A 24,361-nucleotide genomic window follows, 5' to 3' on the forward strand; every position below is an offset into this window, starting at 1 on the left:
GAGCCGTCAGAGACCTCATGAACGTCAACTCAGACCATCGCACCCGGGGCGAGCCGTGCTGATCATCGGCCTCACCGGGGGCATTGCCAGCGGCAAGACCACGGTTTCGGACCTGTTCGCAGAACTGGGAGTCCCCGTCGTCGACGCCGATATCGCAGCCCGGCGGGTTGTCGAACCGGGACAGCCGGCCCTGGATGAACTCGCGGCGGCGTTCGGCCAGGATGTCCTCACCGAGTCCGGCACCCTCGACCGCAAGCGGCTCAGGGAGCGGGCGTTCGCTGATGCCGACCTGCGGCAACGCCTGGAGGCCATCCTCCACCCACGCATCCATGAGCACATGGAGGCGGAACTGGCTGCCTGTGACGGCTCCTACGCCATCATGGCCGTGCCGCTGCTGGTGGAAGGGGAACTACTGCACCGGGTTCACCGGGTGCTGGTGGTGGACGTCCCCGAGGAGGTCCAGATCCAGCGACTGATGCAGCGCGACGGCAGTTCCCGGGAGCAAGCCCAGGCGATGCTAGGGGCACAATCACGCCGGGATATGCGCCTGCAGCACGCGGACGACATCGTCGACAACACCGGCAGCGTCGATGACCTGCGCCGGCAGATCGCCGACCTGCACCAACACTACCAGGCCATCGCCGCAGACCGTGCGGCGATGGCTCGCGGGAAGGCTGAGGAGACCGACCGCTAATGGCAGAACCAGATCACAGCGACAGTCGGGTGGTGACATTCGAGCAGCCACTCAACGAGCGCATCCGCACTCTCATGCGGCTGGAGCACCTGTTCGCCCAGGGCCGTTTCGCCGTCGCGGGCGAGACCCCGTGGCATAGTCGCCTGGCCGTGACCACCCTGGCGGAGATCCTGGATATCTTCGGTCGCGGGGACCTGAAAACCGAGCTGATCAAGGAGCTCAAGCGGGTCACCGAACTGCTCGCCCGCCTGGAAGAGCGCCCTGGCGTGGACACCGACCGGCTGCACCATGTCATGCAACGCTGTGAGACGCTGACAGAGCGGCTTGGCGCGCATACCGGACAACTCGGTGCGGTACTGCGTCAGGACGATCTCCTGGGCAACATCATGCAGCGCACCGGCATCGCCGGAGGCACCTGCGCCTTCGACCTGCCCCGCTACCACCGCTGGCTGTGCCGTCCCGCCGACGCACGGCAGCAGGACCTGGAAGCCTGGTACAGCAGTATCGATACGGTCCGGGACGCCACCGAAACCATTCTGGAGCTGCTGCGGGACAGCGCCGTGCCCACCGAATGCACCGCCGCCAACGGCATCTACCAGCGCAACCTGGACCGCAACATGGCCTACCAGCTGGTACGGGTGGATCTGCCGGCGGACAGCCGCCGATTCCCGGAGATCAGTGGCACCAAGATGTTCGTCACCATCCGCTTCATGGAACAGAACAGTACGGTTGACCGCCCGGGGCAGGCCAACGAGGATGTCGATTTCATTCTGCAACTGTGCGTGTTGTAACGTCCCGCTCATGAGCCGTCATCGCCAGGTTCCATGCCCTGTCTGCCGCAAACCCGTCGACTGGGACGCCGACGACGCGCACTGGCGCCCCTTCTGCAGCGAGCGCTGCAAGTTGGTGGACCTGGGTGGCTGGCTGCAGGAAGAAAACCGCATCCCCGGCGTGGAGTTGCCGGAGGAGTTCCTGGACGAGCTGGACGTCAACGACGATCCGGCCAACGACTGAGGGATTCGCGGCTCTTCTCCACCCGTAGGAGCGGCACAAGCCGCGACCTAGTGCCCCGTCCCAGAAGTACGTGCGCTGCAGGTCGCGGCTTGCGCCGCTCCTACGGGCTGAATTCCGGTCACCAGAGGCCCCGTATCGCCGCAACGCCCTGGGCTCGCAGTGCCCGGAACTCGGGCACATCCTCGCGACCCAGGCCACCCAGGGCGTAGACCGGGACGGGAACATCGGCGATCAGCTCGGCGAACGCGCGCTCGCCCAGGATGTCACTGTCGGGATGACTGGCCGTGGGCCGCACCGGGCCGAGCACGGCGAAATCCGCTCCCAGGGCGCTCGCCCGCCGGAGTTCCCGCGCATCGTGGCAGGAGGCCGCCACCAGTTGCCCCACGGGCAGAGGCCGGTCGGTGAGTGTTTCCAGCTGCGTTGCTCGCAGATGCACGCCACAACCCAGCTGGCGGGCCAGATCGATATCGCCGTTAACCAGCAGCCGGGCGCCGTAGCGTGCCGCCAGGTCCCTTGCACGCCCCGCCAGTCGCCGCCAACGCACCGCCGAGGCCGACGGCAGCCGCAACTGCACCAGACAGGCGCCTTCCGCCATACGCTCCGCCAGACGCTGCAGAAAGGCGGACTCCGGACCTGCCGGCATGTCGGGCGTGATCAGATAGGTTTCCGGCAGCATGGCTGCGGTGACGATGGGGCCGTTAGCCTCCGGAAACCGGTACCGCGGCAGATCGCGGGGCATGATCCACCGCAACGGCTGCTGCTCCCGCGGCTCCGGATGCCCCTGGAAGCGGCGGACCTCCCAGGTGTCCAGCAGCACGGTTTTGTCCGGGTAGCGCCAGGGGATGCGCAGCAACGGCCGGGGATCCAGGGGGCGGATCCCCAGTTCTTCATCCAGCTCGCGGGCCAGGGCGGTGACCACCTCCTCGTCAGGCTCCACCTTGCCGCCGGGAAACTCCCAACGCCCCCCCTGGTGGCTATCCTGAGCACGCCGGGTGATGAGCACGCGCCCGTCCGGCTTGCGGATCACCCCCACCGCCACGTGAATCATGAAGGGGGCCTCAGCTGCGGTACTCCGCATTGATGCGGACGTACTCGTAGGAGAAATCGCAGGTCCAGACCCGGGCACTCGCCGTGCCCCGCCCCAACTCCACAGTAACCACCACTTCATCTCGGGCCATGCGCTCGGCCGCCTGCTCCTCGCGATAGGCCTCGGACCGGCCGCCGTTGGCAGCAATGCACAGGTCATCCAGCCAGATGGCAACCCCGTCCACGTCCATGTCCTCGATACCCGCACGGCCGATGGCCGCGAGAATGCGCCCCCAGTTGGGGTCACCGGCAAAGAACGCCGTCTTCACCAGCGGTGACTGCGCGACGGTGAAGGCAACGGCCTCGCACTCGGCCTCACTGTCGCCACCCTGCACGGCGATGGTGATAAACCGGGTCGCCCCCTCGCCGTCACGCACGATGGCCTGGGCCAGCTCTTCGCAGAGCCCACGCAGCGCCTCGAGGAAGCGTTGTGCGTCGGCTTCAGTCACCACCTCGACACCACTGGCGCCGGTGGCGGCCAGCAGACAGGCATCGTTGGTGGAGGTGTCGCCGTCGATGGTGATGCGGTTGAAACTGGTGCGCACTGCCTCGGGCAACATGGCGTCCAGCTGCGACTGCTTGATCTCCGCATCGGTGGCAATGAACGCCAACATGGTGGCCATGTCCGGGCGGATCATGCCGGCACCCTTGGCCATGCCGGTGAGTACCACCTCGCCGGCGTCGAGCCGGACAGTGCGTGATGCCCCCTTGGGGACGGTATCGGTGGTCAGGATCGCCGGGGCCGCGGCCGCCCAGCCGTCCGCAGCCAGGGCGTCAAGCGCCGCCGGAATGGCTGCGGCGATGCGGTCGGTGGGCAGCGGCTCGCCGATAACGCCGGTGGAAAACGGCACCACCGCCTGCGGCGCCGTGTCGGCGTGGCAGGCAACAGCATCGCAGCAGGCCCGGGCATCACGTAACCCACGCTCGCCGGTGCCGGCATTGGCATTGCCGGTATTGATCAGCAGATAGCGCGGCCCGGTGGCAGACAAGTGCTCTCGGGCAATATGGACGGGGGCGGCACAGAAGCGGTTGCGGGTGAATACCGCCGTCGCACGGGTTCTCGGCGCCAGCTCCATGATCACCAGATCCCGGTGGCCGGGCGTCTTGATCCCCGCCGAGGCTGTGCCCAGACGGATACCCGGGACGGGCCGCATCGCCGGCTCGGGATTCAGGCCCACCGCCATGACCGCTCCTCCGTCAGCTCAGCTGACCGCAGCACTGCTTGTACTTCTTGCCCGAGCCGCAGGGGCAGGGCTCGTTACGCCCGACCTTGCGGCCTTCGCGCACGAAAGTCTCCTGAGCGGCGGCACCACCGGAGCCCGCCGCGCGCTGCTGGCCGCCCTGCTCTTCGGCCTCGGCCTGCGCCAGGGCGCTCTGGGACTCCTCGTGCCGAGCACTGACATCGGCGCGATCCTGGGGGCGTGGCTGCTCGGCCTCGGCACGATCAACATCTTCCGGCTCACGCACACGCACCCGCTGGAGCAGGCTCACCACCTCCCGCTGGATGTTCTCGAGCATGGCCGAGAACATGTTGAAGGCATCCTTCTTGAATTCCTGCTTGGGGTTGCGCTGGGCATAACCGCGCAGGTGAATGCCCTGCCGCAGATAATCCATGGCCGCCAAGTGCTCCTTCCATTGGCTGTCCAGCACCTGCAGCATGACCACCTTTTCGAACCGGCGCAGGGCCTCCGCTCCCACCTGCTCTTCCTTCTCGCGGTAGGCCGCCTCCGCCTTCTCGAGAATGCGCTCGCGTAATGGCTCCTCGTGGAGGTCATCCTCCTGATCCAGCCACTGCTGAACGGGCAGCTCCAGGGCGAAATCCCGCTGCAGAGCCGCCTCCAGGCCGGGCACGTCCCACTGGTCGTCGATGCTGCCCGGCGGGATGTACTCGTCGATGACGCGGTTGATGACATCGCGCCGCATCACCTCCACAGTTTCACTGAGATCGTCATCCGCCATGAGTTCCTGGCGCTGCCTGTAGATGACGCGGCGCTGGTCGTTGGCCACGTCGTCGAATTCCAGCAGCTGCTTGCGGATGTCGAAGTTGTGGGTCTCCACCTTGCGCTGGGCGTTCTCGATCACCCGGGACACCATGCCCGACTCGATGGCCTCGCCCTCCTGCATGCCCAGGCGCTGCATCAGATTGGACACGCGCTCCGAGGCGAAGATGCGCAGCAGGCTGTCCTCCAGCGACAGGTAGAAACGGGTCGAGCCCGGGTCACCCTGGCGACCGGAGCGGCCACGCAACTGGTTGTCCACGCGCCGGGACTCGTGCCGCTCGGTGCCAATGACGTGCAGACCGCCGGCTTCAACCACTCTGCGGTGACGCTCCTCCCAGTCAGCGCGGACCTTCTCGCGCTCTTCCTCGGACGCGTCGTCGCCCAGCTCGGCCAGTTCCGCGTCCAGGTTGCCGCCGAGAACGATGTCGGTACCGCGCCCGGCCATGTTGGTGGCGATGGTCACCGCACCCGGTTCACCGGCCTTGGCAATGATCGGCGCTTCGCGTTCGTGCTGCTTGGCGTTGAGCACCTCGTGGGCAATGCCGGCGTCCTTGAGGCTGTTGGAGATCACCTCGGAGACGTCGATGGACGCCGTGCCCACCAGGATCGGGCGCCCGGCTTCCCGGTTCGCCTTGATGTCCTCGACGATGGCGTTGATCTTCTCTTCCTGGCTCAGGTAGACAAGGTCGTTGCCATCCTCGCGGACCATCGGCCTGTGGGTGGGGATCACCGCCACTTCCAGGCCGTAGATGTGCTGGAACTCGTAGGCCTCGGTATCCGCCGTACCGGTCATGCCGGAGAGCTTTTCGTAGAGGCGGAAGAAATTCTGGAAGGTGATGGAGGCGACGGTCTGGTTTTCCTTCTGCACCGGCAGCCCTTCCTTGGCCTCCACCGCCTGGTGCAACCCGTCGGACCAGCGCCGGCCAGGCATGGCACGCCCGGTGAACTCGTCGACGATGACCACCTGGTTGTCGCGAATCAGGTACTGATCATTGCGGTGGTAGAGGTGATGCGCCCGCAGCGCGGCATTGATGTGGTGCAGTAGCCCGATGTTGCGCGGGTCATACAGGCTGTCACCCTCCTGCAGCATGCCGGCCTCCAACAGCATTTCCTCCACCCGGTCGTGCCCCTCCTCGGTGAGGTAGGCCTGGCGGGACTTCTCGTCCAGCCAGAAGTCACCGGGCCCCTCCTCTTCTTCCTGCTTGGTGAGCTGGGGAATCAGGGTGTTGATCTGTTCGTAGTGCTGGGAACTCTGCTCCGCCGGCCCGGAGATGATCAGCGGCGTACGCGCTTCGTCGATAAGAATGGAGTCCACCTCGTCGACGATGGCAAAGGAGAGATCGCGCTGCATGCGGTCTTCCAGACGGAAAGCCATGTTGTCGCGCAGGTAGTCGAAGCCAAGCTCGTTGTTGGTGGCGTAGACGATATCGCTGGCGTAGGCGGCCTGCTTGTCCTCGTGGTTCATGCCCGGAATGACCACGCCGGTGGCAAGGCCGAGGAAGCCGTAGATCTGCCCCATCCACTCGGCATCACGCCGTGCCAAGTAATCGTTGACCGTGACCACGTGGACGCTCTTGCCGCTGAGCGCATTCAGGTAGGCCGCCAGGGTGGCGACCAGCGTCTTGCCCTCGCCGGTCTTCATTTCGGCGATGCGGCCGGAGTGCAGGACCATGCCGCCGATGAGCTGAACGTCGAAATGGCGCATGCCGAGCACCCGGTTGGCCGCTTCGCGCACCGTGGCGAACGCCTCCGGCAACAGCTTGTCCAGGCTCTCGCCCTGCTGGTGCCGCGCACGGAAGTCGTCGGTGCGCGCCCGCAGCTCGTCATCACTGAGCTGCTGCATCTCCGGCTCCAGCCCATTGATTCGCTCGACGGTCTTCCACAGCTTCCGGATCTGACGCTCGTTGCGCGTGCCGAAAACCTTCTTCGCGATTGCTCCTAGCATAGGGTCCTTCTCGATGACAGTATCGGCGATGACGCCAGGGGGCAGCTTGGTGCCAAGCGTCGAAACCCACAATCATACCTGATCAGCAGGTAAACTTCAGGATCACCCCGAGTGGAATCAAGGGCATTCAACGCATGAGCGGCAGCGGCAACGGCCCAAGGCGGATCGGCGGAACACTGCGCCAGCGCGATAGCGATCTCGCGGACCTCTATTCCCGGGCACAGCAACTGCGCAAGCTCGAGGAGATGATGCTGTCGGTTCTACCGGCCCAGGCCCGCGGGCATGTGCGCCTGGCACGCATCGACGAGAGGGAATTGGTGGTACTTGCGGACCGTCCGGAATGGCGGCACCAGCTGCGCTATCTGGCACCACGGCTGCAAACAACCATGGAGCAACAGGCAGGCATTCGGCCGCAACAGGTACTGGTGAAGATCGGTGACCTGCCGCGGCGCCCGGCCCCACCGCCACCGCGCCACCTGAGCACCGACGCCGGACGGACCATCGGGTCGACGGCGGCGAGCGTGGAGGATCCTGCCCTCGCCGCCGCCCTCGCCCGGCTCGCATCCCGTGCGTCAGACGAGGGTAGTGAGCGCTGAGCGGGGTCAGCTGGTGGCGGGCACCGCCAGCGGCTGATCAAAGGAAACCGGCGCCGGCTCTTCGCCCTCGAAGGTCACCATTTCCCAGGCCGACTGGTCCGCCAGCAACGCCCGCAGCAGCAGATTGTTCATATGATGGCCGGACTTGTAGCCCTTGAACTGACCGATGACGCTGTGACCGAGCTGATAGAGATCACCGATGGCATCGAGGATCTTGTGCTTGACGAATTCGTCCCGATAGCGCAGGCCGTCCTCGTTGAGGATGCGATAGTCGTCGACGACGATGGCATTGTCCAGGCTGCCACCCAGGGCCAGGCGATTCGCCTGGAGAGTTTCGATGTCACGCATGAAACCGAAGGTGCGCGCCCGCGAGATCTCCTTGACGAAGGAGGTGGCCGAGAAGTCCACGGACGCATGCTGGGTGCCCGAATCGAACACCGGGTGGTTGAACTCGATGGTGAAATCCACCTTGAAGCCGTCGAAGGGCTCGAAGCAGACCCACTTGTCGTCGTCCTCCACCACCACCGGCTTGCGGATGCGCACGAACCGCTTGGGCGCCTCCTGTTCCTGGATGCCGGCGGACTGGATGAGGAACACGAAGGGCCCGGCACTGCCGTCCATGATCGGCACCTCGGCATTACTCAACTCGACGATGACGTTGTCAATGCCGAGCCCGGCCAAGGCCGACAGCAGGTGCTCCACGGTGGCAACCCGGACGCCGTCGCGCACCAGGCAGGTGGACAACAGGGTATCGCCCACATTCTCGGGGTGCGCGGAGATCTCCCAGGAAGCGTCCATGTCCGTTCGCCGGAACACGATGCCGGAATCAGCGGGTGCCGGCAGCAGGGTCAGGAATACCTTTTCCCCTGTATGCAGGCCAACGCCGGTCGCGCGGATCACGTTTTTAAGGGTGCGTTGGCGAATCATTCGGCTATTACTCCTTGTCGCCCTGCTCAGGGCCTCGATCATGTTGCGACGACTGTTCCGGGACCATCCTTTGGAAGTGGCGCGTCATTCTACTGCAATACATGTGAATTGCATACTGCAGCGCAACATTGCCAGGCCGCCGGGTCGGTAGCGGCCTGCATGGTAGCGCTTGCCGGCATCCCTGCCCGAGCACCAGTTCACATAACAGTCATACGACGCGTCTCCAGTCAGTCCGCCTGTCGCCGCAGGAATGCCGGGATGTCCAGGTAATCCATGTCACCGGACTCCCCGTACTTGTCATTGGCTGCCTTCTTGCGCGCGGCAGCCGGCTTCTCCAGCTCGTCATAATCCACTTCGCCGGAGGCCTTTTTCACGGTCCGCAACTGCGGCGCCTTCTCTTCCGGCTTGGTCTGCCCAAGACCGGTGGCCACCACCGTCACCCGCAGCTCGTTCTCCAGCTCCGGATCGATGACGGTACCCACCACTACGGTGGCGTCCTCGGAAGCGAACTCGCGCACGGCCTGACCCACCTCGTCGAACTCGCCGATGCCGAGATCCATGCCGGCGGTGACGTTGACCAGAATGCCGTTGGCCCCGTGCAGGTTGAAATCCTCCAGAAGCGGGCTGGCAATGGCCCGCTCCGCGGCCTCCCGGGCGCGGCCTTCACCGGAAGCGGCGCCGGTGCCCATGACCGCCATGCCCATCTCGGACATCACCGTGCGCACGTCGGCGAAGTCGACGTTGATCAGCCCCGGTCGCGTGATCAGCTCGGCAATGCCGCGCACGGCGCCCAACAGGACGTCGTTGGCCGCCTTGAAGGCGTCCAGCAGCGTCAGATTGCGACCCAGCTCGCTGAGGAGCTTCTCGTTGGGAATGGTGATCAGGGAGTCCACCGTGCGGCTGAGCTCCTTGATGCCTTCCTCGGCGACGCGCATGCGCTTGCCGCCCTCGAAGGGGAACGGCTTGGTCACCACGGCCACGGTGAGAATGCCCATCTCCCGGGCGATGTCCGCCACCACCGGCGCCGCGCCGGTGCCGGTGCCACCGCCCATGCCGGCGGTGATGAACACCATGTCGGCGCCCTCCAGGGATTCGGCAATACGCTCCCTGTCTTCCACCGCCGCGTTGCGGCCCACGTCCGGATGCGCGCCGGCACCCAGGCCCTTGGTGATGCTGCTGCCCAGCTGCAGCACCGTCTTTGCGGCGGTGTTTTTCAGCGCCTGGGCGTCGGTGTTGGCGCAGATGAAGTCCACGCCCTCGATATCGGCGGCCACCATGTGCTGGACGGCGTTACCGCCACCACCACCGACCCCGATGACCTTGATTACTGCGTTCTGGCTGAAAGAATCCATGAGTTCAAACATGGCACTGCCTCCTTCTCGATGTGTTCCGCACTGCCTGCTGGCGAATGCGGACCCGACCCGTCGTCATCAGAAATTCCCCTGGAACCAGCTCTTCATCCGGTCCCAGAGCGCACTGAACCCTTCGCTCTTGTCGTAATCCACGGTGGGGGTCCGGCCACGGTGGCCCGCGCCGAAGTTCAACAACCCCACCCCGGTGGAGTAGACAGGGTTGCGGACCACGTCCGACAACCCCGTCACGTTCTGCGGCACGCCGAGGCGTACCGGCATATGAAAGACTTCCTCGGCCAGCTCGATGGCGCCTTCCATCTTCGAGCTGCCGCCGGTGAGCACCACGCCCGCGGCAATCAGGTCCTCGAACCCGCTGCGGCGCAGTTCCTGGTGCACCAGATTCATGAGTTCCTCGTAGCGCGGCTCCACAACTTCAGCCAGCGTCTGCCGCGACAGCCGTCGCGCCGGCCGGTCGCCCACCGAGGGCACTTCGATGGTTTCGTCGGCGCCAGCCAGCTGTGACAGGGCGCAGGCGTACTTCACCTTGATCTCTTCAGCGTGCTGGGTGGGCGTGCGCAGGGCCACGGCAATATCATTGGTCACCTGGTCTCCGGCGATGGGAATCACCGCCGTATGCCGGATGGCACCGTCGGTGAACACGGCGATGTCCGTGGTACCGCCGCCGATGTCCACCAGGCAAACGCCCAGCTCCTTTTCATCCTCGGTGAGCACCGCGTGGGCAGAGGCCAGCTGTTCCAGGATCACGTCGTCGACTTCCAGGCCGCAGCGGCGGATGCACTTGACGATATTCTGGGCAGCGCTGACGGCACCGGTGACCATGTGCACCTTCGCCTCGAGACGCACGCCGGACATGCCGATGGGCTCGCGGATGCCCTCCTGACTGTCGATGATGAATTCCTGCGGCAGGATGTGGAGGATCTTCTGGTCCGCCGGAATGGCCACCGCCCGGGCGGCGTCAATCACCCGGTCCAGGTCCGCCTGTCCCACCTCCTTGTCGCGGATGGCGACAATGCCGTGGGAATTGAGGCTTTTCACGTGGCTGCCGGCAATGCCCACATACACCGAGTGGATCTGGCAGCCCGCCATGAGCTCGGCCTCCTCCACGGCACGCTGGATGGACTGCACGGTGGACTCGATGTTCACCACCACGCCCTTCTTCAGGCCGCGGGATGGATGCGAGCCGATGCCGCTGATCTCCACCTGTCCGCCAGACCCCACTTCACCGACGATGGCGACTACTTTGGACGTCCCGATGTCCAGGCCCACCAGCAGGCTTTGTTCCGTCTTCTTCGTCATCTCGCGTCCTCGCTAATCAGTTGGGCGCGTTGTTGTCGTCATCACGCCAGCGCACGCTGAATCCATTGGGGTAGCGCAGGTCTGCCCGCGCCAGCTCCCGGTCCTGCTCCCGGACCAGCCCCGGATAGGCCGAAACGAAGCGCTGCAGTCGTGCATTGATGTCCTCCCGGCCCAGCCGGATGCGCGCACCTGTATCCAGCTCCGCGGTCCACGACTCCCGGGCATCCATGGCCAGCCCGGTCACCGCGAAGCCGATGCGCTCCATGGCGACTCCGAGCTCAAGGAAGCGCTCCGCCACTTCCTCCGCCCGCTCATCGGGCCCCGCCAGTTCCGGCAAATCCGCTGGCCAGCTTTCCGGCGCTGCCTGAAACACCTCGCCGGCGGTACTGAGCAGGGCACTGTCATTCCAGACCGCCGCCGCTTCGTGTTCCCGGATCTGCACCCGCAGATGACCCGGCCAGATGCGCCGCACCGCTGCCGCCTCCACCCAGGGCAGTTCCTCCAGGGAGGCGCGGATGGCATCGATATCCAGGGCCCAGAAACCGTCATTCAACCGGCCCTCCAGGGCCTCGCGCAGATCGGCCTCGCGGAGGTGTTCCAGGCGACTATCGAAGTACACGGACTCCAGCGGGAACGTGTCCGGCGCCATCAGCCAGGCGGTGCCCCAGACGCCGCCGGCCAGCGCCCCGGCGACAACCGTCGCCAACGCGCTGCGCGCGGCCCAGCGGCGGACCGCCGCCCAGCGAGCGGCTCGCACGGCGGGATCGACCCCGCGTGGCCGCCTGGCCCGGGCACCGCGTTGGCTGCTGCGCCGGTTCAATGCGCCTCCTCGCTAGTCAGCAGGATCCGCCACACCAACTCCTCGAAACTCAGCCCCGCCGCCGCGGCGGCCATGGGCACCAGCGAGTGGTCCGTCATGCCCGGAATGGTGTTCACCTCCAGCAGCCAGAAGGCGCCGCGGGCATCCCGCATGACATCCACACGCCCCCAACCGCGACCACCGAGGACGCGGAACGCCTCCACCGACAGCGCATTGAGCTCGGCCAGGGCGTCCCCCTCCAGTCCGCACGGACAGTGGTAGCGGGTATCGTCGGCCTCATACTTGGCGGCGAAGTCGTAGAAGGTGCGCGGCGTCTCCAGCCGGATCGCCGGCAGCACCTCATTGCCCAGCAGAGAAACCGTGTACTCCTCGCCGGTGATCCACCGCTCGGCAAGGATGTCACCGTCGAACCGGGCCGCCTCGTCCCGGGCGGCGGCCAGTGCGTCGGCGCTGTTCACCCGGGTCATGCCGATGCTGGAGCCCTCGTGGGCAGGCTTCACGATCAGGGGCAGCCCGAGCGCGGCGACCACGTCATCCAGGTCGGTGTCCGGGCGCAGCTCCATGTACTCCGGCGTGGGCAGACCGGCACCCCGCCAGACCTGTTTGCTGCGCAGCTTGTCCATGGCCAGGGCCGACCCGAGGACGCCGCTGCCGGTGTAGGGCATGCCCAGCAGTTCAAGGCCGGCCTGAATCACGCCGTCCTCGCCGCCGCGACCGTGCAGGGCCACGAACGCACGGTCATAGTCGCCCCGCTCCAGCGCGGTGATGACGTCAAGACCGGCATCCAGCGCGTGGGCGTCGACGCCCCGGGCCTGCAGGCCGGCAAGGACTTCCCGGCCACTGCGCAGGGAGATCTCCCGCTCGGCCGACCAGCCACCCATCAGCACGGCGACCCGCCCCATGTCGGCTGGCTGTTTGCGCATGCTGTTGCTCATCGGACCCCTCCCGCCGGCTCGCCGGCGACGCGGAATTCCGGCTCCAGGAGCACGCCGCTGCGCTCCTGGACGCGGGTGCGGACCTCGCTGGCCAGCGCCTCGATGTCCGCGGCGGTGGCACTGCCCTCGTTGAGAATGAAGTTGGCGTGTTTCTCCGAGACCACGGCACCGCCAAACCGCAATCCCTTCAGGCCCGCACTCTCGATGAGCCGGGCGGCGTGATCGCCGTCGGGGTTGCGGAACACCGAGCCGCAGCTCGCCTTGCCCATGGGCTGGGTAGCGGCACGCCGCGCCAGCAGCTCGCGGATGCGCGCCATGGCGGCATCACCGTCACCAGCGCGCAGCTGCACGCGGCAACCGATGAACCACTCCTCGGCGGGCAGTTCCACGCTGCGGTAACCGACGCGGTACTCTGCCGGCAGCCGCTGACGGATGACCCCGTCGCGGCCCACCGCGTCCACCGCCTCCACCACTTCCCAGGTCTCGCCACCGAAGGCGCCGGCGTTCATGGCCAGGGCGCCGCCCATGGTGCCCGGGATGCCGGCGAGGAATTCGGCGTCCACCAGACCTTCCCGGGCGCTGAAGCGGGCGACCTTGGCACAGGCGACGCCGGCGTCGGCGTGGACTCGGTCGCCGGGCAGGCGCTCCAGGCGATCCAGGCAGCCCTGGAGGTAGACCACGGTGCCACGCACGCCGCCGTCCCGCACCAGCAGGTTGCTGCCCAGTCCGCACCACAGCAGGGGCTCGTCATCCGGCAGCCAGCGCAGGAACGCGCCCAGATCGTCCCGGTCCGCGGGGCGGTAAAAGCGATCCGCCGGACCACCCACGCGCCAGCTGGTGTGCCGGGCCATGGGCTCGTCACGGCGCATCTCGCCGCGCAGTTCGATGGTGTCGCGTTCGGCCGTCATCATGTCCGCCCTCCCGCCAGGTGCGCCTGGAGCTGTGCCGCGGCGCCGCCAATGCTGCCGGCTCCCAGGGTCAGCAGAATGTCGCCATCGGCAAGCACCCCGGGCAGCGTGGTCACCAGCTCATCGATGCTCTGCACGAACACTGGGTTCGCCCGGCCCCGGGCGCGGATGGCAGCACACAGGGAGCGCCCGTCAGCGCCGGCGACGGGATCCTCACCGGCGGCGTAGACCTCGGTGACCAGCAGCACGTCGGCTTCGGCGAGAATCCGGGCAAAGTCATCGAACAGATCCCGGGTGCGGCTGTAGCGGTGCGGCTGAAACGCCACCACCAGGCGCCGGTCCGGCCAGCCGGCACGCACGGCGTCCAGCACGGCCCGCAGTTCACTGGGGTGGTGACCGTAGTCGTCCACCACCAGTGCCTGGCCGCCGCCGGGCAGGGCGACATCGCCGTAGCTCTGGAAACGCCGGCCGATCCCCTGGAACTCCGCCAGCGCGCGACCGATGGCGGCGCGTTCCACGCCCAGCTCGTCCGCGATGGCAATGGCGGCCAGGGCGTTGAGGACGTTGTGCCGGCCGGGCAGATTAAGGGTGATCTCCAGGGGCTCGGGATCGCCGTTGATGCGCACGCTGAATTCCGTGCGGCCGCCGCTCTGGCGCAGATTGAACGCCTGCAGATCGGCCGCGGCATCGATACCGTAGGTGCGCACCGGGCGTGTCACCTCCGGCAGCAGATCGGCCACTTCCGGGTCGTCCAGGCACAGTACGGCCAGGCCGTAGAACGGAATGTGGTGGAGGAACTCCAGGAACGTGGCGCGCAGCCGCCCGAAATCGCCGCCGTAGGTGCCGAGATGGTCGGCGTCGATGTTCGTCACCGCCGCGATCATCGGCTGCAGATACAGGAACGACGCATCGCTCTCGTCGGCCTCGGCCACCAGGAACTGACTCTCGCCCAGGCGCGCGTTGGCGCCGGCACTGGTGAGCCGCCCACCGATGACGAAGGTGGGGTCCAGCCCGCCCTCGGCCAGTACACTGGCCACCAGGCTGGTGGTCGTGGTCTTGCCATGGGTCCCCGCAACCGCAACGCCGTAGCGGAAGCGCATGAGCTCGGCCAGCATTTCCGCCCGCGGCACCACCGGAATACGCGCCTCCCTGGCGGCCTGCACTTCCGGGTTGTCCTCACCCACGGCGGTGGAGACCACCACCGCGTCGGCGTGTGCCACGTGCCCCGGTGCGTGACCGGTGCGGATGGTTGCGCCCAGCTCGTGCAGGCGCGCGGTCACCGGGTTCTCCTTGAGATCACTACCGGAGATCCGGTAACCAAGATTCAGCAGTACCTCGGCAATGCCGCTCATGCCGGCACCGCCGATGCCGACGAAGTGAATACGCCGGACCCGGCCCATGGTGCCGGGGCGAGTGTGATCCATGGGATGCGGGCGCTGGCCGTTGCTCATCGGGCCACCTCCAGACAACGTTCGGCCACCGTCTCGGCGGCATCCGGCTTCGCCACGGCGCGTGCGGCTCGGGCCATTTCCAGCAGCCGCCCACGATCGCCTCCCAGCCCTTCCAGGTGTTCCTGCAGCCGCTCCGGCGTGATTTGATCCTGGGGCAGCAACACTGCAGCGCCGGCGTCCACCAGGTGCCGGGCGTTGGCGGTCTGGTGGTCATCCACGGCATGGGGCAGCGGCACCAGGACGGCGGGCACGCCGGCAACGGCCAGTTCGCTCACCGTCAGGGCGCCTGCGCGGCAGAGCACCACGTCCGCCCACTCGTAGGCGGCAGCCATGTCACTGATGAACGCCGAAACGTCGGCATCCACGCCGGCATCGGCGTAGGCCTGCCGGGCAATGTCCTCGGTACGCTGGCCCGCCTGGTGCCGGACCGCGGGACGGTCGGCCTCGGGCATCCTGGCCACGGCACGGGCAACGGCCTCGTTGAGCGCCTGGGCACCGAGACTGCCGCCCAGCACCAGCAGCCGCCAGCGCCCGGCGCGCGGCGTCCGCTGCTCCGGGGGTGCCAGCCTCAGGATGTCGCCGCGGACGGGGTTGCCGGTCACTTCGGCGCGCCGTCCGGGGAACGCCCCGTCGAATCCGGCCAGCACGACCCGGGCACAGCGCGCCAGCAGGCGATTGGTCAGGCCGGCGCGGGCATTCTGTTCGTGAATCACGAGCGGGTAGCGCAACAGCCATGCCGCCATGCCGCCGGGACCGGCCACATAGCCGCCCATGCCCAGCACCGCACGGGGACGCTGCCGTCGCAGGACGCCCACGGCCTCGAGAGCGGCGCGCAGCACCCGTACCGGTGCCAGCAGCCAGCCGCTAACGCCCTTGCCGCGCAGGCCACGCACGGTGAGCCATTCAATGGCGAAGCCCGCCTCCGGCACCACACGCGCCTCCAGCCCTTCCCGGGTGCCCAGCCAGACCACGGGAATGTCGCGGGCACGCAGCGCGTCCGCCACGGCCAGGGCCGGGAACACATGGCCGCCGGTGCCGCCGGCCATGATCAGCACCGGCGCCTGGTTGGCTGCGGAGCGGTTCATGATGCCCTCCTGCGGCTTGCCGAACGCGCCGCCATGCGCCGCTCGTAGTCCACCCGCAGGACCACCGCCAGGGCGATGCCGGTGGACAGCATACTGCTGCCGCCGTAGCTCATCAGCGGCAGGGTGAGCCCCTTGGTGGGCAGCAGGCCCATGCTCACGCCGATATTGATGAAGCTCTGCAGTCCCAGCCAGAACCCCACCGCCAGACTGACGTAGCCGCCGAAGTGGTGATTCTCCCGGAGCGCCGCCATGCCGATGGACAGCACCCGCCAGACGATCCAGCCGTACAGGGCGATCACCACCACCACGCCCACCAGCCCGAGCTCTTCGGCGAGCACCGCGAAGACGAAATCCGTGTGCGCCTCCGGCAGGTAGAACAGCTTCTGCACGCTGGCACCGAGGCCAACGCCGAACCACTCGCCCCGACCGATGGCGATGAGGGACTGGGTGAGCTGGAAACCGGTGTTGAAGGGATCCGCCCAGGGATCCACGAACGCCGTGAGCCGGGTGACCCGGTACGGCGAGGTGATGATCAGGGCCCAGGCCAGGGCGCCGGCTCCTGCCACGAGTGCAGCAAAACGCCACAGTGGCACCCCGGCCAGGAACAGCAGGCCCAGACCGGTGGCACCCAGCACCAGCGCGGCACCGAAATCCGGCTGCATCAGCAGCAACACGCCGGTGGCCCCGAGCAGCACGATGGGGATGAGAAAACCCTGCATGGAGCCCCGCACGCGGTCGCCCCGGCGCACCATGTACGCGGCCAGGTAGAACAGCACACCGAACTTGGCCACCTCGGACACCTGCAGATGGAAGATTCCAACCGGGATCCAGCGGGTGGCGCCGTTGACTTCCCGGCCAACCCCCGGAATGAGCACCGCCACCAACAGGAGAAAAGCGCAGAGCAGCAGCAGGCCGCTGGCCTGATACCAGGCATGCAGCGGCACCTGCAGCACCAGCCAGACCCCCGCCAGGGTCATGCCCAGGAACAGCAGCTGACGCTGGAGGAAATAGAAAGGCGAGCCGAACTGGCTGTCGGCCAGTGACATGGACGCGGAGGTCAGCACCACCAGGCCCACCACCACCGCGGCGATCAGGGCCCAAACCAGGCGCTGGTCCAGATTCGGCCACAGGGCACTGGCACGGCGGGCCTCGCCGGCGGCGGCATTGAGCACGCGCACACTCATGGCACCAGCCTCCCCACGGCGTCGGCAAAGGCACGTCCGCGCGCCTCGTAACCGGCGTACTGATCAAAACTGGCACAGGCCGGGGACAGGAGCACGGTATCCCCGACCTGCGCCACCTCGCACGCCCGCGCGACCGCGTCGTCCATGTCGCGGGCACGAACCTGGGGCACCCGGTCGCCCAGCGCGCGCGCCAGGATGGGTGCATCGTCGCCCACCAGCACCACGGCGCGCGCCTTGCGCGCCAGCGGCTCCACCAGGGGCGTGAAATCGGCGCCCTTGCCCTGACCGCCGGCGATCAGCACCAGGGGCCCATCCAGACCTTCCACGGCGGCCAGGGCGGCGCCGACATTGGTGGCCTTGGAGTCGTTGATCCAGCGCAACCCGGCGCGGTCGCCCAGCCACTGCATGCGATGGGGCAAACCGGTGAAGCGCTGGAGCACCCGCAGGCAGGCGTCGGATGGCAGCCCCACGGACTCGGCCAGGGCCAGCGCCGCCAGGGCATTGAGCTGGTTATGCCGCCCCTGCAGGGCCAGGGAGTCCACCGGCAGCAGGGCATCGCGGTCCCGCGCCAGCCAGTCACGGCCGCCGCTGCGGAGAATGCCGTAGCCCTCCTGTGACGGCGCTGCCAGGCCAAACGGGCGCACTGCTCGGCCACGCCGCGCCATGGCGGCGACTCGGGCATCGTCCCGGTTCACCACCATGACGCCATCACCGTGGTAGACCCGGGCCTTGATGGCGGCGTAGGTCTCCACGTCGCCGTGACGATCCATGTGGTCGGCACTGACATTCAGGACCACCGCCGCCGCCGGGCACAGGGAATGGGTGGTTTCCAGCTGGAAGCTGGACAGCTCGAGCACGTAGAGGTCCGGCTCCGGATCGTCCAGCAGGTCCAGCGCCGGGGTGCCTAGATTGCCGCCGACACCGGCGCGCTTGCCGGCCTCCCCCGCCATCTCCCCCACCAGGGTGGTCACGGTACTCTTGCCATTGGAGCCGGTAATGGCGACCACCGGAGCACGGGCCTGGCGGGCGAACAGCTCGATCTCGCTGATCACGGGCACACCGCACAGACGGGCCTGGCGCAGCGCCGGCTCATCCAGGGAGACCCCCGGGCTGACCACGATCTCGGCGGCGTCCGCCAGCAGGGTGGCGTCGAAGTCCCCCAGGTGCAGCGGGATGGCAGGGTCCAGATCGTGAACCTTGCTTGCCCCCGGCGGGCGCCGGCGGCTGTCGGTGGCGGCGACGGCGATACCACGACGGTGCAGGAAGCGCACGCACGCCTCCCCGGTCTGCCCCAGACCGACCACCACCGTTGTACGCACGTTTTTCGCCATGACTGCCTGCATTTACCTGATCTTCAACGAGGCCAGACCGATCAACACCAGAATCACGGTGATGATCCAGAAGCGGACGATCACCCGCGGTTCCGGCCAGCCCTTGAGTTCAAAATGATGGTGCAGCGGCGCCATGCGGAACACGCGCCGACCGGTGAGCTTGTACGACGCCACCTGCAGCATCACCGAGAGGGTCTCCACCACGAACACGCCCGCCATGATGAACAGCACGATCTCCTGACGGGTGACCACCGCCACCACGCCCAGGGCCGCGCCCAGCGCCAGTGCGCCCACGTCACCCATGAACACCTGGGCCGGGTAGGCGTTGAACCACAGGAAGCCAAGCCCCGCACCCACCAGGGCACCGCAGAAGATGACCACCTCGCCAACGCCGGGCACGAACGGAATGCCCAGATAGTCGGCGAACTGGAAGTGACCGGAGGCGTAGGCGAACACGCCCAGGGCACCCCCCACCAGCACCGCCGGATTGATGGCCAGTCCGTCGAGCCCGTCGGTGAGGTTCACGGCGTTGCTGGCGCCGACGATCACCAGGTAGGTGAGCGGGATGAACAGCCAGCCCAGCTGCCAGGTCACGTCCTTGAGGAACGGCAGGATCAGCGTGGTCTCCACCGTGTTCTGGGCAGTGATGAACAGCGCGAACGCGGCGCCCAGCCCCACAACCGACTGCCAGATGTACTTGTGCCGTGCCGCCAGACCGCGACTGTTGCCGAAGCGCAGCTTGAAATAGTCGTCGACACCGCCGATCACGCCGAAGGCCAGCGTGGTCAACAGCACCACCCAGATATAACGATTGCTCAGGTCCGCCCACAGCAGCGTCGCCGTGGCGATGGCCACCAGGATCATGGCGCCGCCCATGGTGGGCGTGCCCGCCTTGGACAGGTGCGACTGCGGGCCGTCGTCGCGCACCTGCTGGCCGATCTGGTGACGCGTCAGACGACGGATCACCACCGGCCCGACCATGAACGACATGATCAACGCCGTGAGCACGCCGAGAATGGCGCGCAGGGTGATGTACTGGAATACGCGGAACCCGCTGTAGAACTCTTCCAGAAACGCGGCCAGATGGAACAGCATGTCAGCCTCTCCCCCCGGCCATGTCCCCGACCTCCAGCGCCTGCACCACCCGCTCCATGCCCATGCTGCGGGAGCCCTTCACCAACACCGTGACGTCGGCGGTCACTGCCGCGCGAAGGGCATCGATGAGCGCCTGCTGATCGTCGAAATGCTGCGCGCCTGCACCGAAGGCGGTGGCCGCCTCGGCACTCAGTGGTCCCACGGCGAACAGCCGCCGGACGCCGGCGGCCCGCGCCCGGCGCCCCGCCTCGGCATGCAGTGCGGCGCCGTCGGTGCCCAGTTCACCCATGTCTCCCAGCACCAGCCAGCTCGCGCCCTGAACCGTGGCGAGCACCTCCAGGCCCGCGGCCAGGGAGGCCGGATTGGCGTTGTAGGTGTCGTCCAGCACTGTGGAGCCGGCGACGCCGTTACGGCGATTCAACCGGCCGGCCACCGGGCTGACGCCCTCCAGGCCACTGCGGATCGCCTCCGGCGAGGCGCCCAGCGCCGACGCCGCAGCGGCCGCAGCCAGCGCGTTCATGAGATTGTGTCGGCCGGGCACCGGCAGGCGAACGGACACCGTCCCGGCCGGCAGACTGATACGAACCGGCTGTCCTGGGCTCGCCGGCGAGGCGGACACGGCGGCCGGGGCGTCAATGCCGAAGTCGACAATGGCCTTGCCGCCGGCAAGCTGCCGCCACAGGTCGGCGTAGGCATCGTCGGCGTTGATCACTGCGGTCCCCCCGGCACCCAGCCCCTGGAACATCTCGCCCTTACCGCGGGCAACGCCGTCGACACTGCCGAAGCCCTCCAGGTGGGACGGCCCGGCATTGGTCACGACGCCAACGTCCGGTTCGGCGATGGCAGCCAGGGTGGCGATTTCACCACCATGATTGGCTCCCATCTCCACCACCGCAAAGTGATCCCCCTCGGCCAGACGGAACAGGGTCAGGGGCACGCCGATGTCGTTGTTCAGGTTACCGCGGGTCACCAGAGTGGGGGCGACCTGGTTCAGAATCGCGCCGAGCATTTCCTTGACCGTGGTCTTGCCATTGCTGCCGGTAATGGCCGCGATTCGCGCGGTGCAGCGACGACGCCAGTGCCGCGCCAGGGCGCCCAGCGCACGGCGTGTGTCCTCCACCACCAGCGCCGGCGCACCGATGTTGTCACCGTGGCGGACCATGACTGCGGCGGCGCCGCGGGCCACGGCATCACTCAGGAAACCGTGGCCGTCGAAACGCTCCCCCTCCAGGGCAACGAAGAGCTCGCCCGGGTTGACACTGCGGCTGTCGGTACTCACACCCCGAAAAGCGACCGAGGGCCCGCTCAGGCGCGCCCCCAGTGGTGCCGCGAGCTCATCCAGACGGCAGTGGATCATGGCTCACCTCCCGCCTGGATGCGCTCAACCACCTCGCGGTCACTGAAATGGTGCCGCCCGGTGGCGGTGATCTGGTCGGTTTCGTGGCCCTTGCCGGCGACCAGGACCACATCGTCGACCGCCGCCTCGCTCAGAGCAGTGGCAATGGCCACGGCGCGGTCGCGGATGATCCGTGCGCCGCCCGGAGCGCGCAAGCCGTCGCGAATCGCCGACACGATGGCGTCCGCGTCTTCGCCACGGGGATTGTCGTCGGTAATGATGATCTCGTCGGCCAGCGCTTCCGCGGCGCGCCCCATCAAGGGCCGTTTGCCGGTGTCGCGCTCGCCGCCGCAACCGAACACGCACCAGACACGCCCTCGGGCATGCTGCCGCAGCGCCGAAAGCGCCGCACTCAGGGCTCCGGCCGTGTGTGCGTAGTCCACCACGGCCAGCGCCCGGCCCGCAGCACTGAAAGGTTCCATGCGCCCCGGCACGGGACGCACGCGCTGCAATTGCTGGCTGATGACATCGGTGTCCAGCCCGAGCCCGTGCAGGACGCCGATCACCGCGAGGATATTGGCGGCGTTGAAACGGCCCAGTAACGGCACGCTCACATCAAGGGTCCCGGCCGGGGTGATGGCGGTCATGGCCAGTCCTTCGGCGCGGGTCCGCAGGGAGGTGCAGAGAAGCTCCACATCGGCCCCGGCGTCCAGGCTGTAGGACAGAACCCGGACGCCGCTCTGCCGCAGCTCCCGGCGCAGGCGCAGCCCCAGGGCGTCGTCCTGGTTGAGAACGGCCAGCTGCAGGTCCCCGCCGCGGAACAGGCGCATTTTCGCCTGGGCGTAGGCCTCAACCCCGCCGTGGTAGTCCAGATGATCCCGGCCCAGGTTGGTGAGTACGGCGGTATGGAACGGGATCCCCGCCAGCCGCTCCTGCATCAACGCATGGGACGATGCTTCCATGACCACGCTGCGGGCGCCGCGGTCCGCCATGTCGCGAAGCCGCTCCTGCAGCGTGGGGGCATCCGGGGTGGTCATGCCAGTGTCCGTAAGGTCGTCTGGAAACCCGGCGCCCAGGGTGCCCACCAGCCCACACCGGGCATCCTCACGATCCAGGGCGTCGGCGAGGAAACGTGTGACCGAGGTCTTGCCGTCGGTGCCGGTCACACCGATGCATTGAAGCGCGGCAGCGGGGTAGCCATGGATACGCGCAGCCAGTTCACCGGCATGCGCTGCAAGCCCCGGCACCGGCACCAGGGGAACACCCGCCGCGTCGCAGCTGGCCCTGGCGGCGGCAACATCACCCGCACCGTCGGGTTCGTAGAGCACCGCAGCGGCACCGGCGGCCACCGCGCCGGCAACGTGAGCAAGACCGTGCTGACGTGTCCCGGGGATAGCGACGAAGGCAGCACCCGCAGCCAGACGGCGGGTATCCAGGGCCAGCCCGGTAACCTGCGTGCTCGCAACCGCGTCACTGCGGGCGATGCCCTGGAGCAGGGTCGCCAGGGGCGTGCTCAGGGTCTGGTACGCAGCGGCGCTCATTGGCGCTCATCCCCCATGGCGGTCAGCGACTCCGGCACCGGCGTCCGCTCCAGGCCGTCCGGCGGCACGTTTAGTAATCGCAGGGCGCCGCCCATGACCTCGGCAAAGACCGGGGCAGCCACCTGGCCACCGTAGTAGGCCTCACCCCGGGGTTCGTCCAGCATCACGGTGAGTACCAGCCGCGGATGACTGGCCGGGGCCATGCCCGAGAACCAGGCGACGTAACGGTCCTCGGCATAGCCACCGGCCTCGGACTTGTGCACCGTTCCGGTCTTGCCGGCGACCCGGTAGGCCGGAACCTGCGCGCGGGTCGCCGTACCGCCGCTGATGGTGGCCTTTTCCAGCATGCCGCGCACGGCCGCCGCCGCTTCCGGGCTCATGACGCGCTCGCGCTCCTCCGCCTCGTCACTGCGCAGGAATGTGGGCAGCGGCATGGTGCCGTCGCCGGCAATGGCGGCATAGGCACGAGTCAGCTGCAACGGCGTGGCGGACAGTCCGTAGCCGAAGGCCAGGGTGGCCTGCTCGATCTCGCTGCCCGAAGGCATGGAGGCAAGCCGTCCGGACGCTTCACCGGGGAAACCGACACCGGTGCGCTGGCCGAAACCGGCGCGACCCAGCAAGCGCCACAGCGCATCATCCTCAAGATCCAGCGCCAGTTTCGCCGCGCCGATATTGCTGGACTTGCTGAGCACCTCAGTGACATCGATGCGGCCGTAGTCCCGCAGATCCCGCACCCGGTGACCACCCACCCGGATCACGCCCGGCCCGGTATCGATCTCCGTCTCCGGCGTGACGCTGCCCGCGTCCAGGGCGGCCGCCACGGTGAAGGGCTTGATGGTCGAGCCCGGCTCCCAGGCATCCACCAGGGCACTGTTGCGGGAACTGCCCGACTCCATGCCGGCGCGGTTGTTGGGGTTGAACGCGGGCTGGTTGACCATGGCCAGGATTTCGCCGGTGTGCTGATCCATCAGCACCAGCGAACCGCCGGCGGCGTCATGGGCGTTCACGGCCGCCTTGAGCTCCCGATAGGCAAGATACTGCAACCGACGGTCGATGCTGAGCTCGAGGTCACGTCCCGGACGCGGCTCCCGGAGCTGCTCCACGTCCTCGATGATGCGCCCACGCCGGTCCTGCACTACACGCTTGCGGCCGGATTCACCGCGCAGCCAGCTTTCGAACGCCAGCTCCAGCCCTTCCAGGCCCACATCATCCACATCGGTGAACCCGAGCAGGTGACCGGTGACTTCGCCGGCGGGATAGAACCGGCGATACTCCCGGCGCAACGCCACGCCGGGGAGATCGAGATCCATCACCTGCTGGGCGAGGTCCGGCGACACATGCCGCCGCAGATAGACGAACTCGCGCCCGCTACGCTGGCGCAGCCGTTGCGCCAGCGCGGACGGGTCAATGTCCAGCATGCGCGCCAGCTCCGGCAGGCGGTCGGCGGCTTCCAGCAGATTGCCAGGATGCGCCCAGACGGTTTCCACCGGGGTACTGATGGCCAGCGGCTCACCGGTACGGTCCGTGAGCATGCCGCGATGCGCCGGGTCGGACACCACCCGCAGGTGGCGGGCATCCCCCTGATGCTGCAGAAAGTCCTTGCGCACCACCTGCAGATCCACAGCACGCCACCCCAGCGCACCGGCCAGCACGGCGAACGCCACCAGCACGGTGACGTAGCGCCAGTATGGCGGCTGATACGGCTTGTTGGCGTTGGCTGTGCTCACGTGCCACTCCTCATCGG

General features: G+C 67.6%; 21 protein-coding genes. 4 read left to right on the plus strand and 17 right to left on the minus strand.

Annotation, left to right across the window (positions count from 1 at the left end; all coding sequences use genetic code 11):
- Positions 1 to 55 precede the first annotated feature (55 nt).
- From coaE to KU884_RS14380, 3 genes are read left to right on the plus strand one after another with little or no spacing between them, the layout of a single operon-like run.
- Positions 56 to 694, plus strand: a complete 639-nt coding sequence (gene coaE, locus KU884_RS14370; RefSeq protein WP_167783271.1) for a dephospho-CoA kinase — start codon at positions 56 to 58, stop codon at positions 692 to 694.
- Positions 694 to 1,485 carry a cell division protein ZapD gene (gene zapD / locus KU884_RS14375; protein ID WP_167783272.1) on the plus strand — a complete coding sequence of 264 codons (792 nt, stop codon included), beginning with the start codon at positions 694 to 696 and terminating at the stop codon, positions 1,483 to 1,485. Before coaE ends, zapD begins: the two co-directional genes overlap by 1 nt.
- Positions 1,486 to 1,495: 10 nt before the next feature.
- On the plus strand, positions 1,496 to 1,708 hold the full coding sequence (locus KU884_RS14380) for a DNA gyrase inhibitor YacG (RefSeq protein WP_167783273.1): 213 nt from the start codon (positions 1,496 to 1,498) through the stop codon (positions 1,706 to 1,708).
- Between the two features lie 118 nt (positions 1,709 to 1,826).
- On the opposite strand, the gene KU884_RS14385 is transcribed toward KU884_RS14380, so the two are convergent.
- Genes KU884_RS14385 through secA form a run of 3 tightly spaced genes read right to left on the minus strand, consistent with a single transcriptional unit; the run spans position 1,827 to position 6,739 of the window.
- Positions 1,827 to 2,756, minus strand: coding sequence for a Nudix family hydrolase (locus tag KU884_RS14385; RefSeq protein WP_167783274.1), 930 nt, complete (start codon positions 2,754 to 2,756; stop codon positions 1,827 to 1,829).
- Between the two features lie 10 nt (positions 2,757 to 2,766).
- Positions 2,767 to 3,978, minus strand: a complete 1,212-nt coding sequence (argJ, locus tag KU884_RS14390; protein ID WP_167783275.1) for a bifunctional glutamate N-acetyltransferase/amino-acid acetyltransferase ArgJ — start codon at positions 3,976 to 3,978, stop codon at positions 2,767 to 2,769.
- A gap of 13 nt (positions 3,979 to 3,991) precedes the next feature.
- The gene (gene secA / locus KU884_RS14395; protein WP_167783276.1) at positions 3,992 to 6,739 is read right to left on the minus strand and encodes a preprotein translocase subunit SecA; all 2,748 of its coding nucleotides are present in this window, start codon (positions 6,737 to 6,739) and stop codon (positions 3,992 to 3,994) included.
- Between the two features lie 134 nt (positions 6,740 to 6,873).
- Between secA and KU884_RS14400 the strand changes: the two genes are divergently transcribed.
- On the plus strand, positions 6,874 to 7,335 hold the full coding sequence (locus tag KU884_RS14400; RefSeq protein ID WP_167783277.1) for a DciA family protein: 462 nt from the start codon (positions 6,874 to 6,876) through the stop codon (positions 7,333 to 7,335).
- Between the two features lie 6 nt (positions 7,336 to 7,341).
- Here the strand turns inward: KU884_RS14400 and lpxC are convergent, their stop codons facing one another.
- The 14 genes from lpxC to KU884_RS14470 form a co-directional block, all read right to left on the minus strand.
- On the minus strand, positions 7,342 to 8,262 hold the full coding sequence (gene lpxC / locus KU884_RS14405) for a UDP-3-O-acyl-N-acetylglucosamine deacetylase (RefSeq protein ID WP_167783278.1): 921 nt from the start codon (positions 8,260 to 8,262) through the stop codon (positions 7,342 to 7,344).
- 227 nt (positions 8,263 to 8,489) lie between these two features.
- Positions 8,490 to 9,626 (minus strand): cell division protein FtsZ, encoded by a 1,137-nt coding sequence (gene ftsZ / locus KU884_RS14410; protein ID WP_167783279.1) that lies wholly within the window; start codon positions 9,624 to 9,626, stop codon positions 8,490 to 8,492.
- A 66-nt stretch (positions 9,627 to 9,692) separates the two neighbouring features.
- Positions 9,693 to 10,931, minus strand: a complete 1,239-nt coding sequence (gene ftsA, locus KU884_RS14415; RefSeq protein ID WP_167783280.1) for a cell division protein FtsA — start codon at positions 10,929 to 10,931, stop codon at positions 9,693 to 9,695.
- A gap of 16 nt (positions 10,932 to 10,947) precedes the next feature.
- The gene (locus KU884_RS14420) at positions 10,948 to 11,751 is read right to left on the minus strand and encodes a cell division protein FtsQ/DivIB (RefSeq protein WP_167783281.1); all 804 of its coding nucleotides are present in this window, start codon (positions 11,749 to 11,751) and stop codon (positions 10,948 to 10,950) included.
- Positions 11,748 to 12,686: a D-alanine--D-alanine ligase gene (locus KU884_RS14425; protein ID WP_254432068.1), complete on the minus strand. Its 939-nt coding sequence runs from the start codon at positions 12,684 to 12,686 to the stop codon at positions 11,748 to 11,750. Before KU884_RS14425 ends, KU884_RS14420 begins: the two co-directional genes overlap by 4 nt.
- A complete protein-coding gene (gene murB, locus KU884_RS14430) occupies positions 12,683 to 13,597 on the minus strand; it encodes a UDP-N-acetylmuramate dehydrogenase (protein WP_167783282.1) in 915 nt (304 codons plus the stop codon). Before murB ends, KU884_RS14425 begins: the two co-directional genes overlap by 4 nt.
- A complete protein-coding gene (gene murC, locus KU884_RS14435; protein WP_254432069.1) occupies positions 13,594 to 15,045 on the minus strand; it encodes a UDP-N-acetylmuramate--L-alanine ligase in 1,452 nt (483 codons plus the stop codon). Before murC ends, murB begins: the two co-directional genes overlap by 4 nt.
- Positions 15,042 to 16,130, minus strand: coding sequence for an undecaprenyldiphospho-muramoylpentapeptide beta-N-acetylglucosaminyltransferase (gene murG, locus KU884_RS14440; protein WP_167783283.1), 1,089 nt, complete (start codon positions 16,128 to 16,130; stop codon positions 15,042 to 15,044). Before murG ends, murC begins: the two co-directional genes overlap by 4 nt.
- On the minus strand, positions 16,127 to 17,314 hold the full coding sequence (ftsW, locus tag KU884_RS14445) for a putative lipid II flippase FtsW (protein ID WP_167783284.1): 1,188 nt from the start codon (positions 17,312 to 17,314) through the stop codon (positions 16,127 to 16,129). The genes murG and ftsW overlap by 4 nt, the downstream gene beginning before the upstream one ends.
- Positions 17,311 to 18,645, minus strand: coding sequence for a UDP-N-acetylmuramoyl-L-alanine--D-glutamate ligase (murD, locus tag KU884_RS14450; RefSeq protein WP_167783285.1), 1,335 nt, complete (start codon positions 18,643 to 18,645; stop codon positions 17,311 to 17,313). Before murD ends, ftsW begins: the two co-directional genes overlap by 4 nt.
- Positions 18,646 to 18,657: 12 nt before the next feature.
- The gene (mraY, locus tag KU884_RS14455; protein ID WP_167783286.1) at positions 18,658 to 19,740 is read right to left on the minus strand and encodes a phospho-N-acetylmuramoyl-pentapeptide-transferase; all 1,083 of its coding nucleotides are present in this window, start codon (positions 19,738 to 19,740) and stop codon (positions 18,658 to 18,660) included.
- Position 19,741: 1 nt separating this feature from the next.
- Complete coding sequence (gene murF / locus KU884_RS14460; RefSeq protein WP_167783287.1) at positions 19,742 to 21,097, minus strand: UDP-N-acetylmuramoyl-tripeptide--D-alanyl-D-alanine ligase; 1,356 nt, start codon at positions 21,095 to 21,097, stop codon at positions 19,742 to 19,744.
- The gene (locus KU884_RS14465) at positions 21,094 to 22,617 is read right to left on the minus strand and encodes a UDP-N-acetylmuramoyl-L-alanyl-D-glutamate--2,6-diaminopimelate ligase (protein WP_167783288.1); all 1,524 of its coding nucleotides are present in this window, start codon (positions 22,615 to 22,617) and stop codon (positions 21,094 to 21,096) included. Before KU884_RS14465 ends, murF begins: the two co-directional genes overlap by 4 nt.
- Positions 22,614 to 24,344 carry a penicillin-binding protein 2 gene (locus KU884_RS14470; protein ID WP_254432070.1) on the minus strand — a complete coding sequence of 577 codons (1,731 nt, stop codon included), beginning with the start codon at positions 24,342 to 24,344 and terminating at the stop codon, positions 22,614 to 22,616. Before KU884_RS14470 ends, KU884_RS14465 begins: the two co-directional genes overlap by 4 nt.
- Positions 24,345 to 24,361: the final 17 nt, after the last annotated feature.

It is taken from the genome of Aquisalimonas sp. 2447, from assembly GCF_012044895.1.
In the GTDB taxonomy this organism is placed as follows: Bacteria; Pseudomonadota; Gammaproteobacteria; order Nitrococcales; family Aquisalimonadaceae; genus Aquisalimonas.

What these genes read in the sequence shown, in the direction of transcription:
- murF (WP_167783287.1), bottom strand. Translation starts at nt 21,097, where the DNA reads ATGATCCACTGCCGTCTGGATGAGCTCGCGGCACCACTGGGGGCGCGC.
- murG (WP_167783283.1), bottom strand. Translation starts at nt 16,130, where the DNA reads ATGAACCGCTCCGCAGCCAACCAGGCGCCGGTGCTGATCATGGCCGGC.
- ftsZ (WP_167783279.1), bottom strand. Translation starts at nt 9,626, where the DNA reads ATGTTTGAACTCATGGATTCTTTCAGCCAGAACGCAGTAATCAAGGTC.
- lpxC (WP_167783278.1), bottom strand. Translation starts at nt 8,262, where the DNA reads ATGATTCGCCAACGCACCCTTAAAAACGTGATCCGCGCGACCGGCGTT.
- argJ (WP_167783275.1), bottom strand. Translation starts at nt 3,978, where the DNA reads ATGGCGGTGGGCCTGAATCCCGAGCCGGCGATGCGGCCCGTCCCGGGT.
- secA (WP_167783276.1), bottom strand. Translation starts at nt 6,739, where the DNA reads ATGCTAGGAGCAATCGCGAAGAAGGTTTTCGGCACGCGCAACGAGCGT.
- mraY (WP_167783286.1), bottom strand. Translation starts at nt 19,740, where the DNA reads ATGCTGTTCCATCTGGCCGCGTTTCTGGAAGAGTTCTACAGCGGGTTC.
- KU884_RS14400 (WP_167783277.1), top strand. Translation starts at nt 6,874, where the DNA reads ATGAGCGGCAGCGGCAACGGCCCAAGGCGGATCGGCGGAACACTGCGC.
- ftsA (WP_167783280.1), bottom strand. Translation starts at nt 10,931, where the DNA reads ATGACGAAGAAGACGGAACAAAGCCTGCTGGTGGGCCTGGACATCGGG.
- murB (WP_167783282.1), bottom strand. Translation starts at nt 13,597, where the DNA reads ATGATGACGGCCGAACGCGACACCATCGAACTGCGCGGCGAGATGCGC.
- zapD (WP_167783272.1), top strand. Translation starts at nt 694, where the DNA reads ATGGCAGAACCAGATCACAGCGACAGTCGGGTGGTGACATTCGAGCAG.
- murD (WP_167783285.1), bottom strand. Translation starts at nt 18,645, where the DNA reads ATGGCGAAAAACGTGCGTACAACGGTGGTGGTCGGTCTGGGGCAGACC.
- ftsW (WP_167783284.1), bottom strand. Translation starts at nt 17,314, where the DNA reads ATGAGTGTGCGCGTGCTCAATGCCGCCGCCGGCGAGGCCCGCCGTGCC.
- KU884_RS14380 (WP_167783273.1), top strand. Translation starts at nt 1,496, where the DNA reads ATGAGCCGTCATCGCCAGGTTCCATGCCCTGTCTGCCGCAAACCCGTC.
- KU884_RS14385 (WP_167783274.1), bottom strand. Translation starts at nt 2,756, where the DNA reads ATGATTCACGTGGCGGTGGGGGTGATCCGCAAGCCGGACGGGCGCGTG.
- murC (WP_254432069.1), bottom strand. Translation starts at nt 15,045, where the DNA reads ATGAGCAACGGCCAGCGCCCGCATCCCATGGATCACACTCGCCCCGGC.
- KU884_RS14425 (WP_254432068.1), bottom strand. Translation starts at nt 12,686, where the DNA reads ATGAGCAACAGCATGCGCAAACAGCCAGCCGACATGGGGCGGGTCGCC.
- KU884_RS14465 (WP_167783288.1), bottom strand. Translation starts at nt 22,617, where the DNA reads ATGAGCGCCGCTGCGTACCAGACCCTGAGCACGCCCCTGGCGACCCTG.